Consider the following 16,514-nt stretch of genomic DNA (forward strand, 5'->3'; position numbering starts at 1 on the left):
CGGGGCCGATAGAATGTGCAGGCAGCAACATGTTCATGAGCCCGAAATGCTAGCAGACCCAACCCCCTCCCCGCTGGCCCAGCACTGGCGGCAACGCGACCTGCAGGTGCTGTGGCATCCGTGCACGCAGATGCGTGAGCACCCGCATACCCTGCCGCTGGTGCCGATCGCCCGTGGTGAAGGCGCATGGCTGATCGACCACGACGGCAACCGCTATCTGGACGCCGTCAGCAGCTGGTGGACCAATCTGTTCGGCCATGCCGAGCCGCGCATCGGCGGCGCCATCGCGGCGCAGGCCGGGCAGCTGGAACAGGTGATGCTGGCTGGCTTCGGCCATGAGCCGGCGATCACCCTGGCCGAGCGCCTGCTGGCGCTGGCGCCACGCCAGCCCGGCCGCGAGCCGCTGGCCAAGGTGTTCTACGCCGACAACGGCTCGGCCGGCGTTGAAGTCGCGCTGAAGATGGCCTTCCAGTATTTCCAGAACCGCGGCGAGCCACGGCGCACGCGCTTCATCGCGCTGGAGAACGGCTACCACGGCGAGACCCTTGGAGCGCTGGCGATGGCGGACATTCCGCTGTACCGCCGCGTCTACGCGCCGCTGCTGGCCGAAGGCCTGTTCGCGCCCTCGCCCGATGCCTACCTGGCCGAGCCGGGCCAGAGTGCGGCTGATCGCGCACGCCAGGCCGCTGATGGTCTGGCCACCCTGTTTGACCAGCATCCCGGCGAGATCTGCGCGGTGATCCTGGAGCCGCGCCTGCAGTGCGCCGGCGGCATGCGCATGCATGACCCGGTGTACCTGCAGCGGGTGCGCGAACTGTGTGATGCGCACGGCGCATTCATGATCGCCGACGAGATCGCCACCGGCTTCGGCCGCACCGGCACCCTGTTCGCCTGCGAGCAGGCCGGGGTGATGCCGGATCTGATGTGCCTGTCCAAGGGCCTGACCGGCGGCTTCCTGCCGCTTGCCGCGGTGCTGGCCACGCAGGCGCTGTACGACGCCTTCCTTGATGACTCTCGCGAGCGCGCCTTCCTGCATTCGCACAGTTACACCGGCAACCCGCTGGCCTGTGCGGCTGCGCTGGCGACGCTGGACATCTTCCGCGACGACGATGTGATCGCCCGCAACCGTGGCATCGCCTCGGTGATGGGCGCGCTGGCTGCGCCATTGAGCGACCATCCGCACGTGGCCGACGTCCGCCAGGCCGGCATGGTGGTGGCCTTCGAGCTGTCGCGTGATGGCAACAAGCGCACGCCGTTCGATCCGGCGCTGCGACTGGGCCTGCACGCCTACAAGGCTGCGCTGAAACGTGGCGTGGTGCTGCGTCCGCTGGGCGACGTGCTGTACTGGATGCCACCCTACTGCGTGGATGACGAACAACTGGAGCTGCTGGCACATACCACGCTGGCGGCGATTGACGAGGCGATTGCATGCGCGTGACCCGCTGCCCCATCGACCTGGCGCTGCACAGCGGCCAGACCGTGACCCTGCCGGAAGAGACGGCCAACCATCTGGTGCGGGTGATGCGCCTGCGCGAGGGTGATACCTGTGTGCTGTTCAACGGCGATGGCCACGACTACAGCGCCACGCTGACTGCCGCCGGCAAGCGCGAGGTGCAGGTGCGCATCGATGCGGTGCAGGCGGTGGACAACGAATCGCCGCTGGCGATCACTCTGCTGCAGGGCATTGCCCGAGGCGAGAAGATGGACCTGATCCTGCAGAAGGCCACCGAGCTGGGCGTGAGCGCCATCGTTCCGGTGAATGCCGAGCGCACCGAAGTGAAGCTGGATGTCGCGCGCGCGGAGAAGCGCGTAGCGCACTGGAACAACGTGGTGACCTCGGCCTGCGGCCAGTCCGGGCGCGCGCGCATTCCGCAGGTTGGATCGCCGGTGTCACTGGCGCAGGCGGCGACGACGCTGCCGGCCGATACGCTGCGGCTGACGCTGGACCCGCACGGTGCCCATCGCCTGTCGACGCTCGACGCGGCGCCGACGGGCGGCATCGTGATCGCGATCGGCCCGGAAGGCGGCTGGTCGCCGCGCGACCGGGATCAGCTGGCAGCGGCAGGATTCCAGGGCCTGCAGCTGGGGCCGCGCATCCTGCGCACGGAGACCGCCGGGCTGGCCGCGATCGCGGCATTGCAGGCGCGGTTGGGCGACCTGGGGTAAGGTTGATTGGTGGTAGTGCCGGCCGCTGGCCGGCATCCAAGGGATCACGAGGTTGCCGGCCAGCGGCCGGCACTACCGGGAACCCGACCGGCGGATTGCCGATCAGGCCGCCAGCGAATCCAGCGCGGCTTCCAGCGCATCCAGGTTCGGCAGCAGCGCGCTCTGCTCACCCAGCAGCACGCGCATGTGCACGATCTGCGGCAGGGTTTCCTCGGAAGCATCGGCCAGCAGGCCATCGCGCGGCACCGAGATCAACTGCGGGAAATTCTGCGTCAGCAGCGCGTAGTACGGGCGCTGCGCGTTGCCGCTGAGGGCCTTCAGCACGACGACCTTGTTGTGGCCGCCCACGGCTTCCTCGCCCAGGCCGGAAAGGCGCGCGAACGACACCAGCGGCACCTGCCAGCCGTGCCAGCCGATTTCGCCGACCAGCCAGCGCGGGGCGTCGGAAACCGGCTGCACCGGCACCCGCGACATCATTTCGGCCACGGTGGCATTGGGCAGCAGCACGCGCTCGTTGCCGGCCTGGATCAGGACGCCGCGGATTTCGTCATTGCTGGCATAGCTCATGGTGCCTCTCCGTTATCGTCTTCCACGCCCCAGCGCGAGGCGATGGCCTGCGCCAGTTCCTGTGGCTCACCCGCCACCATGCCAGCGGCGACCACCGCCGTGGCTGCGGCAGGGTCATAGCAGCCCTCGCCGACCTGCCCGGCCACCCAGGCACCGGCGGCGGCCAGATCCAGCGCCGGACCCACATGCGCAAGGTCGGCGCCGCTGAGCAGGACCAGCGCAGTGTGGTCGGCCGGCAGCCCGGCAATCGAAATGCCTTGCGCGTCGCTGACGAAATGCAGGCCGTCGCTGGCGGCCTGCACGCCGATGTCATCGGCCAGCACGTGCACTTCACCGGGTGTTGCACGCTGGCCGGCTTCGGCCAGCTGCACCGGCAGCGGCGACACCCGTGCCATCTGCTTGACCAGGTTGCCGTAGCGGCCACCGTCCAGGCGCATGTGCACCAGCACCGGCACGCTCAGCGACGACGGCAGCGCACCGAGCAGGCGGCGCAGCGCATCCGGGCCGCCAATGCCGGCCAGCACCAGCAGCGAGCCGGCACGTGCGCCCGCAGGCGCCGCAGTGTCCAGGTCCACCAGGCTGAGGTGATCGGTATCGAAGGACGGCAGCGGGGCTTCCATCGCGGCGATGTACCCGGTGGCTGCGGGTGCGTCTGCTACGTCCTCGACCAGTGACCACGCGGTGTGGTCGAAGGACACCGGCGGCGTTGCCGGTGCGGCAACCGGCTGCATCGGCGCTGCCTCCAGCGGCTCCGGCACCACCGGCTGCAGCGCGGCCAGTGCCTGCTCCAGCGCGATCGGTTCGTGCAGGTGCGCCGGTGGCGCATACAGGCTGTCCGCCGGTACCTCGTCGGCCCAGCTCAATGCCTGGTCCAGATGCGGCTGGAGCGCTTCTTCCCGTGGTGCCGGCGGCGGTGCCGGGTGGCCCGGTTCCAGCTGCAGGGCGGGTTCGTCTTCCGCACCCGGCGGCAGCACCTGCTGGTGGCCGTGCAGCTTGGCGACCAGGTGGCGGCCCCAGCGCTGTGCCTCCCAGCCATCACGGCGCGCCGCCAGCTCGGCTTCGTCGAAGACCAGGGTCAGGCCTGGTGCGGACAGCACCGCTTCAAGCCGCTCCAGAGCATCCTCGATGGCCGCTTCCAGCGCGATCAACACGAACTGTGGACGCGCGTCCTGCAGCAGCTGCGGCTCCAGGCCGTTGGGGTCGTCTTCCAGCACCAGCTGCACATCGGCATGCGACAACGCCTCGCGCAAGCGCTCGCGCGCTGCGCCAGGACGGGCCAGCAGGGCGACGGCCGGGGCCGCCTGGGCTTCACTCACGGACACGGGCGATCCCCAGCAGGTCGTACACGTTACGCATCAGGTCCAGCTCCTGGTACGGCTTGCCCAGGTAGCGCTGCACACCGATCTCGAAGGCGCGCTGGCGGTGCTTGTCGCCGCTGCGCGAGGTGATCATCACGATCGGCACGTCCTTGTAGCGCGGGTCGGCACGCATCGCGGTGGCCAGCTCGTAACCATCCATGCGCGGCATCTCGATGTCCAGCAGCATCAGGTCGGGCACGCGTTCTTCCAGGCGCTCCAGTGCTTCCACGCCGTCGCGGGCGACGCTGACCTCGAAGTTGTGGCGTTCGAGGATGCGCCCGGTCACCTTGCGCATGGTCAGCGAATCGTCCACCACCATCACCAGCGGCACCTGGCGCTCCTGGCGTGGCGCGTTGGCCAGCACCGGCAGCGTCGGGTTGGCGAGGAAGCGGCGCACCAGCGGCGCGACGTCCAGGATCACCACCACGCGGCCATCGCCGGTGATGGTTGCACCGTAGATGCCCGGCACCGACGCGATCTGCAGGCCGACCGGCTTGACCACGATTTCGCGGTTGCCCAGCACCTGGTCGATCGCGACAGCGGCACGCAGGTCACCGGCACGGACCAGCAGCAGCGGTACCTGGTCCTGGCCATCGGCACGCGCCGGGGCCTGCCCGACCAGGCTGCCGAGGTCGTACAGCGGATAGTCCTCGCCGCTGTAGCGATAGCTGCTGTCGGCCGCTTCGAAACGCTCGCGCGACAGGCGGCCGATGCCACTGACCGATGCGACCGGCACCGCAAAGGTGGTTTCGCCGATCTGCACGAACACCGCCTGGGTGACCGCCAGCGTCTGCGGCAGGCGCAGGGTGAAGCGCACGCCCTGGCCCCGCACTGACTGGATATCGACCGAACCGCCCAGCTGGCGCACTTCGTTGCGTACCACGTCCATGCCCACGCCACGGCCGGCCAGCTGGCTGACCTGGTCGGCGGTGGTGAAACCAGAGGCGAAGATCAGGTTGTCCAGTTCCTGCTCGTTCGGCTGCGCATCGGCAGCCAGCAGGCCACGGTCGATGGCGCGGCGGCGGATCGCCTCGCGGTCCAGGCCGGCGCCGTCGTCGGCCACTTCCAGCACGATTTCCGAGCCTTCGCGGTGCAGCCGGATGGCGATCTCGCCCTCCTCCGGCTTGCCGGCGGCGCGGCGCTGTTCCGGCGCTTCCAGACCATGCGCCACGGAGTTGCGCAGCATGTGTTCCAGCGGCGCGACCATGCGGTCGAGGACGTTGCGGTCCAGTTCGCCGTGGGTACCTTCCAGGGTCAGGTGGACCTGCTTGCCGGTATCCATGCCGGACTGGCGGACCACGCGGCGCAGGCGCGGCACCAGACCGTCGAACGGCACCATGCGCGCGCGCATCAGGCCATCCTGCAGTTCCGAGCTTACGCGCGACTGCTGCTGCAGCAGGGAGTCGTACTGGCGCGACAGATCGTCCAGGACGCCCTGCAGGCCACCAAGGTCGGCGGCGGACTCGTTCAGCGCACGGCTGAGCTGCTGCAGGGTGGAGAAACGGTCCAGTTCCAGCGGATCGAACTTCTGGTCCGCCTGGTCCTGCTCGCGCTGGTAGCGGGCGACGATCTGCGCCTCGGTTTCCAGGTCAAGTCGGCGCAGCTGGTCGCGCAGTCGCGCATTGGTGCGCTCCAGTTCGGCCATGGCACCACGGAAGGCACCCAGCTGCTGTTCCAGACGCGAGCGATAGATCGCCACTTCACCGGCATGGTTGACCAGGCGGTCGAGCAGGTCGGCGCGCACCCGCACCTGCTCCTGCTGCGGACGCGCCAGCGGATCTTCGTCGGCCACGCCTTCGGCCGGCAGTGGTGCCGACAGCGGGGCATCGGCCGGCGTCGTCAGCGGGCCCACAGCCTGTGCCGGCACGGCCTCGGCCTCGCTGGCCGCACGCGGGGACGCAGCGGCCGCCGCGATATCGGTGGTGGTGCGGACCTCGAAGGCCTCCACCAGGTCCTGTGCAGGCGCCACCACGCGGTGGGCACCGGTCCGCGTCAGCAGCTGGTGCAGGCGGTCGAAGCCGCGCTCCAGCAGCTGCACGTCGCGGCGATCAATCTCGGTGCGGCCGGCCGCCACGGCTTCCAGCAGGGATTCGATGCTGTGGCCAAGGTCGCCGATGGCATTGATGCCGGCCATGCGTGCGCCACCCTTCAGGGTATGCAGGTCACGCTGCAGGCCGGCCAGCACCTCGCGATCCTGCGGCGCATTGCGAAGCTCGCTGATCAGGCCATCGCAGTGGTCGAGCAGGTCCTTGCCTTCCTCGACGAAGATGTCGACCAGTTCGCGGTCGTACACACTGAAGTCGAGCGCATCGGCGCCATCCGCGGTGTCTTCCAGGGTGGAGGCTTCATCGTGGAGCGGCGCCCGCTCCCCGGCGTCGGCCTCGGCAGGTTCGGCATCGGTGTTGGCCGTGCCCTGCCCCGGCGCTTCTTCCAGTTCGAAGAACCGCACCGGCTCGGCGGTGGCCTGCAGTGCTTCGGCAGCGCTCGCCTCGTTCACCGTCGCCGGGGACGGCTGATCGGCGCTCTCTCCTTCGCCGACCGCCGCCTCCCCGCCGACGTCCGCATCCTCGGCAAAGGCTTCCGCCTCGCCCGGCGCGAGTTCGCTGGCCTGGAGGCCGAGCACGGGCCATTGCCCGTCGTCGTCCAGGGTCTGCTCTTCTTCGATCACGTGCAGGCCGGCCTCGAGCGCGGCTGCCAGCGTGACCGGTTCTGCAAAACCCGGCGCAGCCATTTCATCCTGCAGGCTCGACAGCCCGCTGTCGAGTGGCAGTGCAGCAGCGGCGTCAATGACGCTGTCATCGCCACTGCCCGAATCAAAGGACAACGGCGTATTCAGGTCGATCGCGTCAACTTCCGCAGGCACCGGCCACTCTTCCGCGTCGCGGTCATCCACCGGCAGCGCACTGGCGTCGAGGTAGGGCGACAGATCGTCGGCCATGGTCAGATCAGCGTCGTCGACCGTCGCGATCGTGGGCACGGCATCTGCTTCGGCCACTTCGACAACAGGCGCACTCTCGACCGGCTGGATCGATTCAATCGCGCCGGTGTCCGCCACGGCAGGTTCACCTTCGCCCGGCACCGACGGCCAGCCGGCGTCGAAGTAACGCGAAAGATCGTCGCTGGCGGTCAGCTCGCCCACGTCCAGGCCGCTGTCGGCCGCGATGTCCAGCGTCTGCGGGTCGGTTGCAGCTGGAACCGGTTCCAGCGCATCTTCGGCAAGCGGCTGCGGCTCGGCAATGAGATCGGGCGCCACATCGAAAGCGGACGCCATGCTGGTTTCGTCCAGCGTGTCTAGCCCGGCCAGCGGCGCTTCGGCTTCGGATGCCCGCCCGACATCGGGCGCCAGCGCGATGCCCTCTTCATCCTCGTCCTCCAGCCCGACCATCGGCCAGCGCGCTTCCGGCAGTTCACCGGCCAGCGCCTGCAGGCGCTGTACCAGCGCTTCCTGTGGCGTGATGCGCGGCTGCTCGGCCTGCAGCGCTTCCATGGTCGCGGTGATCGCCTGCGCGGTCGCATCCAGCGCGGCCACGCCCTCGTCGCCCGGCACCACGTCTGCAGCCAGCGCGCGCTTGATGTAGGACTCGGCACCGCCGGTAACGGCAGTGATTTCCGGCACTTCGGTCATCGCGAAGGCGCCGTTCATGGTGTGCACCGCGCGCAACAGCGCGTCGCTGACCGGCTGCGGCGCCTGCTGTGCCAAGCGCAGCCAGTCCTGCAGGGTCGCCTGGTGGACTTCCACTTCGGCTTCCAGGATCTCGCGCAGCACGCTGTCGATGTTGGCCGGCGTGCCCAATGCTTCGGGCGCCGGGTCCGCATCGGCTTCAGCCTGCACCGACGCCATTGCTTCGGCTTCGAGGATGCGGCTGATCTCGTCCTCGCCATCGGCTTCGACCACCGGTGCGGCGGGAGCAGCCGCAACCGGCAGCGGTACGTAATAGGTTTCCTCACCCGCGCCGACGCGATCGGCAATGGCCTGCATCGCCTGCAGGTCCACGCTGATCCGCTGGCCATGACGCAACGCGGCGTTCAGCTGCGGCAGCGCGGCATGCGCGTTGTCGACCATGGCCAGCACGGCTGGCGTCGCCGGGCGGCTGCCGTCGAGCACGCGGTTGAGCATGCCCTCGATCTTCCACGCAAATTCGCCCAGGGTGCGTGCACCGACCAGTCGGCCACTGCCCTTGAGCGTATGGAAGATGCGGCGGATGGGACGCAGACGGTCCATGTTGTCCGGCTGCATGCGCCATGCCGGCAGCAACGTTCCGAGGTTGGCCAGTTCGTCGTCGAACTCTTCCAGGAACACCTCGCGGATGTCCTCGTCGATGTTCTCGGCATCGTCGTCGAAGCCGGCCTCGAAGCCGGCGTCTGCATCTTCCGCGCTGCCCACGGCGACTGGCGCTTCCGCATCGGCCGGCGTCGGGGTCGCCTGCGGATTGAAGTCCGCGGCGGCAGCGCTCAGCTCGGCAAAGAACTGCGCGTCGGCTTCGCTGAAATCAATCGGTGCGATGGTGTCGATGTCGATCATCGACACCGCCGCTGCCGGCACATCGGCAAGCGGTGCGGGCGCTTCCACCGGCACATCCACGGCGGTGATGTCCGGCTCTGCGGCAGCCGGGCTCTCTTCCACCACCGCAGGGGCAGTGGCATCGACGCTCTCCAGCGACGGATGCAGCCCGGCAGCGTCCTCCAGCGACAATGCCTCCATCGCATGCAGCGACAACACGTCGTCGGCATTGTCCAGCGCATCGGCATCGAAACGGAACACGACGTCGTCACTTGCAGAAACCGCGTCATGTTCGGCGGCCACCGGGTCGAACCCCGGTGCGGCATGCGCGCCGGTCTCGATGGACAGCGAGGCGGCGGCGGCGTCCTCTACGTCCAGGCCGGTTGTCGCATTGGACTGCACTGGCAGAGCCGCCTCCGACAGCGTCCAATGGGCGGCGGCGCCCTGCCCTGCATCGAGCTGTTCGAAACTGACCGGATCGAAGCTGGCAAACGTCGGACTGCGCTCATCGTCCGCTGGAGCGAGCGGATCGGCCTCAGGATGGAACGGTGCCAGATCCCATTGCGGGACCTCGGGTGCAGGTGCACTGGAGGCGGCAAAGACCAGCGGTGCATCCGACTCGTCACGCAGCGACAGCGGCGCGGAGGCGACGGATCCCAGCCCACCGAACATCAAGCTGTTGTCCGCCGCTGCCGGCGAAGGCGTGGCCGGTGGCGGATCGAAGGTGAAGTCCGGCAGCGGTACCGGCACCTCACCGGGTGCCGGCGCGGCCGACTGTACCGGGATCTCGATGTGCTCTGGCTGCAGTGCCTCGCCCTGCAGCACGACCGGCTCACGCTCGATCGACTGCGGCACGGACGCTGCCGGCTCAGCCGCATCGTGGTTCGGCAACGGCCAGTAGCGCAGCGCCTCAAGGCTGCTGCGGGTGATGTCGAGGATGTCCTCGCGACCCGGACGACGGTCGCGCAGGGCTTCCAGGTAGTACTCCAGGCTGGCCATGGCGTCGGCCAGCGTGTCCAGCTGGCGGCCACTCGGCACGCGCTGGCGACCGATCAGCTCGGCTTCGATGTACTGCTGCACACCGCGCAGGTAATCGGCGGCGGTACCCAGGTCGAGCATGCGCAGCGCACCGGACACATCGCCCAGCAGGCGCGGCACATCCTGCAGCTCGGCATGGTTCCAGCTGGTTTCAATGAACGCGACGAAATGCTCGCGCGCGGCGGCGAAGTTGGCGATGGCCTCATGCGCCAGCACCTCTACCGTGCGCCGGTTCTCCACTGCGCTCGGATCGTCCTGGCCACTGCCGCCCGCGCCCAGGTGGGCGACCTGGTCATCCAGCGACGCATCCACGTAGAGCAGCGCCCCGGCGATATCCAGCAGCAGGTTTTCGTCGATCTGCTGGCGGCCCTCGACCACGCCACGCAGGGCATCACGTTGCTGCACGACCACGCCGCGGGCCACGCCCAGGCCCATCATGCCCAGCGTATCGGCGACCGCACCGAGCTCGTTAGCCTGGGTCTGCAGCTGCTCCGGCGCACCGCCGGTACGCAGGTGCAGGTCCAGCGCATCCTTGATGCGCAGCAGTTCTTCCTTCACTGCACTGCCCACGGTATCGAGCAGCTCGCGGTTGCGCCCGCTCAGGCTGCCACGGGCATGGTCCAGCTCGGCCTCGGTGGCGGTGATGCTGTCCGGTGCGAATGCCAGCAACACGCTGTCATGCACGCCCTCTTCGCCACGTGCGGCACGGATCTCGTTCAGCAGCGGCATCAGCACGATCGGGATGTCACGGTGACCGTTCTGCAGGCGCTCCAGGTAATCTGGCAGCAGCACGCTGCCACGCATCAGGGTCGCGCAGGCTTCATCCCGATCGGCCACGCCACCGGCGCCGATGGCATTGGCCAGCTGTTCCAGCTCCTCGGCCACCATGGCCGGGGCGTACAGCTCGACCATGCGCAGGGTGCCCTGTACCTGGTGCAGGTAGCCGGCGCAGATGCGCATGCGGCTGGCGTCGGTCGGGTCTTCCGCGTAGTACTCGACTTCGTTGCGCACCTGGCGCAGGGTCTCGTCCAGCTCGGGCTTGACCCAGCCCAGCGCTGCGTGGCTCATCGCATCGCGCAGACTGCTCATGGACGCGCTCCGTTCGCCGCCGCGCGGAAGCCGCGCGAGTTCTGGCGTGGGGAATGGAAATGCTTCATCGACTGGTTCCTTGCTCGCCGCCCTGCCCGCGTCACGCCGGCAGCTTGAAGTCGGCGACCGAACGACGCAGGTCGGCCGCCAGCTGCGCGAGGTGGCCGATCGATTCGGCGGTCTGCCCGGCACCCTGCGAGGTCTGGCCGGTGATCTGCCGGATCACGCCCATGGTGCGGGTGATGTCCGAGGCCGCAGCCGACTGCTGCTGGGCGGCGATGGAGATGTTCTTGATGAGGGTGTTCAGTGCATTGGACACGCGCTCGATCTCGGTCAGCGCGGTGCCGGCGTCCTCGGCCAGGCGTGCACCGGACACCACTTCGGCGGTGGTCTGTTCCATCGAGGTGACCGCTTCGTTGGTATCGGCCTGAATGGCCTGCACCAGGTTCTCGATGCGTCGGGTCGCGCCGGAGGTACGTTCTGCCAGGCGCTGCACTTCGTCGGCCACGACCGCGAAACCGCGGCCTGCTTCACCTGCCGACGCCGCCTGCACTGCCGCGTTCAACGCCAGGATGTTGGTCTGTTCGGAAATGTCGTTGATCAGTTCCACGATCGAGCCGATTTCCTGCGACGACTCACCCAGGCGCTTGATGCGCTTGGAGGTCTCCTGGATCTGGTCACGGATCTGGTCCATGCCCTGGATGGTCTCGCGCACCACGCCGGCACCTTCGGCGGCGATCACCACCGAGCGTTGTGCCACGTCGGCCGACTCGGCCGAGTTGCGCGACACCTGTTCGATGCTCGCCGCGATCTCGCCGATGCGGTCCGAGGCCGAGGTGATCTGGTTGGCCTGGTGGCCCGCTGCTTCCGCCAGCTGCATGGCGGTGGCCTGGGTTTCCTGGGTGGACAGCGCGACCTTGGCCGAGGTGTCGTTGATGGTGGTCACCAGGTGGCGCAGCTCGTCGACGGCGTAATTGATCGCGTCGGCGATGGCGCCGGTCATGTCCTCGGTCACCGAGGCCTTCACCGTCAGGTCGCCCTCACCCAGCGAGGAGATTTCGTCCAGCAGCCGCATGATCGCCTGCTGGTTGCGGCTGTTGAATTCCACCTGGGTCTGGTAACGCAGTTCCTGCTCGCGCGAGCGGCTGCGCACGTTGGTGGAAACGAAGCCGATGATCGCGATCAGCGACAGCGCACCGGACACCACACCGATCCAGAAGTTCGGGAACAGGCGGGTGTCAGACACCGAGCCGAACGAGGAGAACGCGTCGAACAGCTTGCGGCTGTCATCCAGCATGTGGGCCGAACCCTGGCCCAGCGCGGTGGCGGCGGACTGCGCCGCGAACAGCTGGCGCGAGCTGGCCAGGATCGCGTCAGCGTCCTGCTTCATCGCTTCCCACTTCTGCTGCGACTGCTCCAGTGCGGCGACGGCGGCGGCACCGCGCACGGCGGTGATGCCCAGTTCCTCGTTGCCGTTGCGCAGGCCGTCGAGCACCTGCGAGAACACGGTGATGTCGCGTGCCAGTGCATCGCCGGACGTCGCTGCGGCGCTGCCACCGGCGCGCATTTCGGTCACGCGACGGGCCATGGAGCCGGCCACCACCACCTGCTGCAGGGCGCTGTACACCTGCGACGACGGCGCGCCGGAGGCCGACATCGCACGCACCAGCTCGTTCAGCTGGGCCTGCAGGCCCGGCACCGCACCGGTGAAGTTGTTGGCGTTGCCAGCCAGCGCCAGCACCGCCGGTTCACTGGCGACCAGCTGCCCGGCCTGCTTGCCCAGCGGCGCCCAGGTCTCGCCCAGGGTGGCGATGGCACCGGACACGCCCGGCTCCTTGCCGTAGCGCCCCTGCAGTGTCGACACGTTCTGTTCGATCGCGTTGCGGGTCGCCTTGAAAGCGGTGAACGCCTGCGCGTTGCCGCCCACCGCGTCACGGCCCTGGTTGGCCAGCTGCTGCGACAGCACCTGCAGGTCGGCCGCCTTGGAACCGGCATCGGCCAGGCGACTGCCCTGCCAGGTGGCGACGCCGGTGTTGACGCCGAACAGGATCATCGATGCCAGCAGCAGGAACAACCAGAGGTTGCTGCCGCCCAGCCGCAGCTTGCCGGTCTTGGTGGCGTCCGAAGCAGTACTCATCGTTCAACCTCGATCTTCAATGCAGGGGGCGATGCCCGGCCTCAGGCCGCGGCTTGCCGGAATTCAGGGGTACGCGACAGCAGCGAGAGGGAGAACACGCCCCAGTCGTGGCCGTCGGCGTGGAAGGCGCGATCGACGAAGTGGCCGTAGCGCCCTTCGGCCAGCGTGCCGGCCGCGATCTGCTGGTCCAGTTCAAAGCTGCGCTGGCCGAACAGTTCATCGATGGTCAGCGCGACGTCGCCGCCGGCCTGGCGCATGATCAGCACGCGCTGGCCTTCCTGCTGCACGGTACGCGTGCCTTCCAGGAAGTACTTCAGGTCGACCACCGGGAACAGGTTGCCGCGCAGATTGCCCACGCCCAGCAGCCACGGCTGCGCGCACGGCACCGGGGTCACCGGCGGCATCGGCACGATTTCCACCACTTCGCGGAAATCGGACACCAGCCGGCGCTGGCCGACGCGGTAACCCACGCCACGCCAGAGGTCCTGGGCGAACTGCCGCTCGGGCAGCTGCACCGCGTGGGCCAGGCTGCGCCGTTCGTAGGCTTCGAGAATGTCGAAGGGCGAGCGCATCAGGCCACCAGTTCGTTGATCCGCGCGATCAGTTCATCCTCGCGCGGCGGCTTGACGATGTAATCGGCCGCGCCCTGACGCAGGCCCCAGGCCTTGTCGGTTTCCATCGCCTTGGTGCTGACGATGATCACCGGGATGTGCTTGATCGCCGCATCACGGGCCATCGCGCGGGTGGCCTGGAAGCCGCTCATGCCGGGCAGTACCACGTCCATCAGCACCAGCTGCGGCACCTGGTCGCGGACCAGCTGCAGTCCATCCTCGGCATTGTCCGCCTCCAGCACCTCGTGGCCGGCACGGCGCAGCCACTGGGTGAACACCGCGCGGTCGGTCGGTGAATCCTCGATCAGAACGATACGAGCCATTGTGCCTTTCCCCCCTGGTCAGGCGTTGACGTATGTGCGGATGGCACCCAGCAGTTCTTCACGCGTGAAAGGCTTCGTCAGGTACTGCTCCGAGCCGACGATGCGTCCCCGCGCCTTGTCGAACAGGCCATCCTTGGACGAGAGCATGATGACCGGGGTCGCCTTGAACAGCTGGTTGCCCTTGATCAGCGCACAGGTCTGGTACCCGTCCAGGCGCGGCATCATGATGTCGACGAAGATGATCTGCGGCTGCTGGTCTGCGATCTTCGCAAGCGCTTCGAAGCCGTCGGTGGCGGTGACCACCTCGCAGCCTTCGCGCTTGAGCAGCGTTTCCGCAGTCCTGCGGATGGTCTTCGAATCATCGATGACCATCACCCGGAGTCCTGCGAGTTCCCCGCCCGCAGTCGTGTTTTCAGTCATTGCCTATCCCCAAGCGCACGGCCCGATCTCTGGCGGGGGCCGCTACGAAAGCGTATCTATATCGCACTTTCCGCGCCCGCTTCAAGGCCGCCCCATGGCGCGGGGCATGGCACCCTCCTGAACGTGACGGGTTTCGCAATGCGTGCGCGACCGCCGGGCGGACGCTGCGTTGCAGGACGGCGGGGAGGCGCGCGAGCGGCGTTGCCGCTACCATCAACGCCTTGCCTGACAGGTGCGCCCATGCCGTTGAACGTCATCGTGGTGATGGATCCCATCGCCCACATCAAGATCGCCAAGGACACCACCTTCGCCATGCTGCTGGAAGCCCAGCGCCGCGGCCATGCCCTGCATTACGTGCGCCCGGGCGGCCTGGCCCTGGAGGGTGGCGTAGCGGTGGCCCAGACCGCGCCGCTGCGGGTGCGCGACGACCCGGCCGGCTGGTATGAGCTGGGCGCGTTCGGCCGCACCGAGTTCGGCCCCGGCCAGATCGTGCTGATGCGCAAGGACCCGCCGGTCGACGCCGAATACATCTACGACACCCAGGTGCTGGACGTGGCCGCAGCGGCTGGCGCCTGCGTGGTCAACAACCCGCAGGGCCTGCGCGACTACAACGAGAAGCTGGCCGCGCTGCTGTTCCCGCAGTGCTGTCCGCCGACCCTGGTCAGCCGCGACGCGAAGGTCTTGAAGGCCTTTGCGCTGGAGCACGGCCAGGCCGTGCTGAAGCCGCTGGACGGCATGGGCGGCCGCTCGATCTTCCGCAGCGGCCAGGGCGATCCGAATCTGAACGTGATCCTGGAAACCCTGACCGACGGCGGCCGCAAGCTGGCGCTGGCCCAGAAGTTCATTCCCGACATCACCGCCGGTGACAAGCGCATCCTGCTGGTCGATGGCGAACCGGTGGACTACTGCCTGGCGCGCATTCCGCAGGGCGATGAATTCCGCGGCAACCTGGCCGCCGGCGGCCGCGGCGAAGGCCGCCCGCTGAGCGAGCGCGACCGCTGGATCGCCGCCCAGGTCGGCCCGGAGATGAAGCGCCGCGGCATGCGCTTCGTCGGCCTGGACGTGATCGGCGATTACCTGACCGAGGTCAACGTGACCAGCCCGACCTGCGTGCGCGAACTGGACGCGCAGTACGGCCTGAACATCGCCGGCACCCTGTTCGACGCACTTGAGGCCGGCCTGCGCTGATGTCTGCCGCACCTGCCGTCCTGCCCCCGCCGCCGCGCGAAGCGCAACGGCTGGGGGCGACCATCGCGCTGTCGGTGCTGGTCCACGCCCTGCTGATCCTGGGCGTGGGCTTCGCCGTGAAGGGCGATGCGCCGCTGGTGCCGACACTGGAAGTCATTTTCAGCCAGACCCGCACCGCGCTGACCCCGAAGCAGGCCGATTTCCTGGCCGCGGCCAATCAGGAAGGCGGTGGCGAGCACGACCGCGCACAGCGTCCGCGCGACAACCAGGCCGGCATCGTGCCGCAGGCCCAGTCCGGAATCAGCCCGGTTCCACAGCAGCAGCAATCGGCCGCGCCGGTTCCGCCGCCACAGGCACGGGTGGTCAGCAGCCGCAATGGCGAAGAGGTGGTGGCGCAGGCGCAGTCCCGCCCCACGCCGGATCAGCCCGAACCGGATGCGCCCTTGAGCGCACGCGAACAGCGCGACGTGGAGATGGCGCGGCTGGCTGCCGAAGTACATCTGCGCTCGGCGCAGTACGCCAAGCGCCCGAACCGCAAGTTCGTGTCGGCCAGCACGCGTGAGTATGCCTATGCCAATTACCTGCGCGCCTGGGTCGACCGTGCCGAGAAGGTAGGCAACCTGAATTACCCGGATGAGGCGCGGCAGCGCCGCCTCGGCGGCCAGGTGGTGATCAGCGTGGGCGTGCGCCGCGATGGCAGCGTGGAGAGCAGCCGGATCCTGCGTTCGAGCGGGACGCCATTGCTGGATGAGGCCGCCCTGCGGGTGGTGCAGCTGGCGCAGCCGTTCCCGCCGTTGCCGAAGACCGAGGATGAGATCGACATCCTGCAGGTTACCCGTACGTGGGTGTTCCTGCCGGGCGGCACTCTGCACGACGACCGGTAGGGTTTTGTTGCCCGGGCCTGCGGCCCGGGACCCGCTGGAAGGCTAGAGCAACGGCAACAGCGGCGGTTGGTGTACTGAAGCGTGGCGAGGCGGTGTCGGGCGGCGGGGACGCCGCAAGTACGTCCGTGTAGGCTTAGCCGCGGCATCCATGCCGCGGATACCCCGCCGCCCGGCACCGCCCCGCCTCTGACAGATCGCGGCGCACCATTGCTTTGGTAGGTGTCGACCTTGG

General features: G+C 68.5%; 11 protein-coding genes. 4 read left to right on the forward strand and 7 right to left on the reverse strand.

The features are described 5' to 3' along the window. Nucleotides 1-46: 46 nt before the first annotated feature. Nucleotides 47-1,438, forward strand: coding sequence for an adenosylmethionine--8-amino-7-oxononanoate transaminase (gene bioA, locus AC5P5R_RS10480; RefSeq protein ID WP_033833434.1), 1,392 nt, complete (start codon nt 47-49; stop codon nt 1,436-1,438). Then, nucleotides 1,429-2,166, forward strand: coding sequence for a 16S rRNA (uracil(1498)-N(3))-methyltransferase (locus tag AC5P5R_RS10485; protein WP_012481042.1), 738 nt, complete (start codon nt 1,429-1,431; stop codon nt 2,164-2,166). The genes bioA and AC5P5R_RS10485 overlap by 10 nt, the downstream gene beginning before the upstream one ends. A gap of 102 nt (nt 2,167-2,268) precedes the next feature. Here the strand turns inward: AC5P5R_RS10485 and AC5P5R_RS10490 are convergent, their stop codons facing one another. The 7 genes from AC5P5R_RS10490 to pilG form a co-directional block, all read right to left on the reverse strand. Next, on the reverse strand, nt 2,269-2,733 hold the full coding sequence (locus AC5P5R_RS10490) for a chemotaxis protein CheW (RefSeq protein WP_005410712.1): 465 nt from the start codon (nt 2,731-2,733) through the stop codon (nt 2,269-2,271). Beyond that, a complete protein-coding gene (locus tag AC5P5R_RS10495; RefSeq protein WP_012481043.1) occupies nt 2,730-4,055 on the reverse strand; it encodes a chemotaxis protein CheB in 1,326 nt (441 codons plus the stop codon). The genes AC5P5R_RS10490 and AC5P5R_RS10495 overlap by 4 nt, the downstream gene beginning before the upstream one ends. Then, nucleotides 4,042-10,719: an Hpt domain-containing protein gene (locus AC5P5R_RS10500; protein WP_100438345.1), complete on the reverse strand. Its 6,678-nt coding sequence runs from the start codon at nt 10,717-10,719 to the stop codon at nt 4,042-4,044. Before AC5P5R_RS10500 ends, AC5P5R_RS10495 begins: the two co-directional genes overlap by 14 nt. Before the next feature lie 100 nt (nt 10,720-10,819). Continuing rightward, nucleotides 10,820-12,856 (reverse strand): methyl-accepting chemotaxis protein, encoded by a 2,037-nt coding sequence (locus AC5P5R_RS10505; RefSeq protein ID WP_005410715.1) that lies wholly within the window; start codon nt 12,854-12,856, stop codon nt 10,820-10,822. Between the two features lie 41 nt (nt 12,857-12,897). Beyond that, nucleotides 12,898-13,428 carry a chemotaxis protein CheW gene (locus tag AC5P5R_RS10510; RefSeq protein ID WP_005410716.1) on the reverse strand — a complete coding sequence of 177 codons (531 nt, stop codon included), beginning with the start codon at nt 13,426-13,428 and terminating at the stop codon, nt 12,898-12,900. Next, a complete protein-coding gene (locus AC5P5R_RS10515; protein WP_005410717.1) occupies nt 13,428-13,790 on the reverse strand; it encodes a response regulator in 363 nt (120 codons plus the stop codon). The genes AC5P5R_RS10510 and AC5P5R_RS10515 overlap by 1 nt, the downstream gene beginning before the upstream one ends. 18 nt (nt 13,791-13,808) lie before the next feature. Beyond that, nucleotides 13,809-14,210, reverse strand: coding sequence for a twitching motility response regulator PilG (gene pilG / locus AC5P5R_RS10520; protein WP_005418455.1), 402 nt, complete (start codon nt 14,208-14,210; stop codon nt 13,809-13,811). 240 nt (nt 14,211-14,450) lie between these two features. On the opposite strand from pilG, the gene gshB reads away from it, so the two are divergent. Both gshB and AC5P5R_RS10530 read left to right on the forward strand, forming a co-directional pair. Beyond that, nucleotides 14,451-15,398 carry a glutathione synthase gene (gene gshB, locus AC5P5R_RS10525; protein ID WP_100438346.1) on the forward strand — a complete coding sequence of 316 codons (948 nt, stop codon included), beginning with the start codon at nt 14,451-14,453 and terminating at the stop codon, nt 15,396-15,398. Beyond that, nucleotides 15,398-16,282, forward strand: a complete 885-nt coding sequence (locus AC5P5R_RS10530) for an energy transducer TonB family protein (RefSeq protein ID WP_005410719.1) — start codon at nt 15,398-15,400, stop codon at nt 16,280-16,282. The genes gshB and AC5P5R_RS10530 overlap by 1 nt, the downstream gene beginning before the upstream one ends. The last annotated feature ends 232 nt before the right edge of the window (nt 16,283-16,514 follow it).

This window comes from Stenotrophomonas sp. YJH_SMC_19 (genome assembly GCF_059367915.1).

Bases quoted from the DNA above. Each gene is read 5' to 3' on its own strand.
- bioA (WP_033833434.1), top strand. From the start codon at position 47: ATGCTAGCAGACCCAACCCCCTCCCCGCTGGCCCAGCACTGGCGGCAA.
- AC5P5R_RS10485 (WP_012481042.1), top strand. From the start codon at position 1,429: ATGCGCGTGACCCGCTGCCCCATCGACCTGGCGCTGCACAGCGGCCAG.
- AC5P5R_RS10490 (WP_005410712.1), bottom strand. From the start codon at position 2,733: ATGAGCTATGCCAGCAATGACGAAATCCGCGGCGTCCTGATCCAGGCC.
- AC5P5R_RS10500 (WP_100438345.1), bottom strand. From the start codon at position 10,719: ATGAGCAGTCTGCGCGATGCGATGAGCCACGCAGCGCTGGGCTGGGTC.
- AC5P5R_RS10505 (WP_005410715.1), bottom strand. From the start codon at position 12,856: ATGAGTACTGCTTCGGACGCCACCAAGACCGGCAAGCTGCGGCTGGGC.
- AC5P5R_RS10510 (WP_005410716.1), bottom strand. From the start codon at position 13,428: ATGCGCTCGCCCTTCGACATTCTCGAAGCCTACGAACGGCGCAGCCTG.
- AC5P5R_RS10515 (WP_005410717.1), bottom strand. From the start codon at position 13,790: ATGGCTCGTATCGTTCTGATCGAGGATTCACCGACCGACCGCGCGGTG.
- pilG (WP_005418455.1), bottom strand. From the start codon at position 14,210: ATGACTGAAAACACGACTGCGGGCGGGGAACTCGCAGGACTCCGGGTG.
- gshB (WP_100438346.1), top strand. From the start codon at position 14,451: ATGCCGTTGAACGTCATCGTGGTGATGGATCCCATCGCCCACATCAAG.
- AC5P5R_RS10530 (WP_005410719.1), top strand. From the start codon at position 15,398: ATGTCTGCCGCACCTGCCGTCCTGCCCCCGCCGCCGCGCGAAGCGCAA.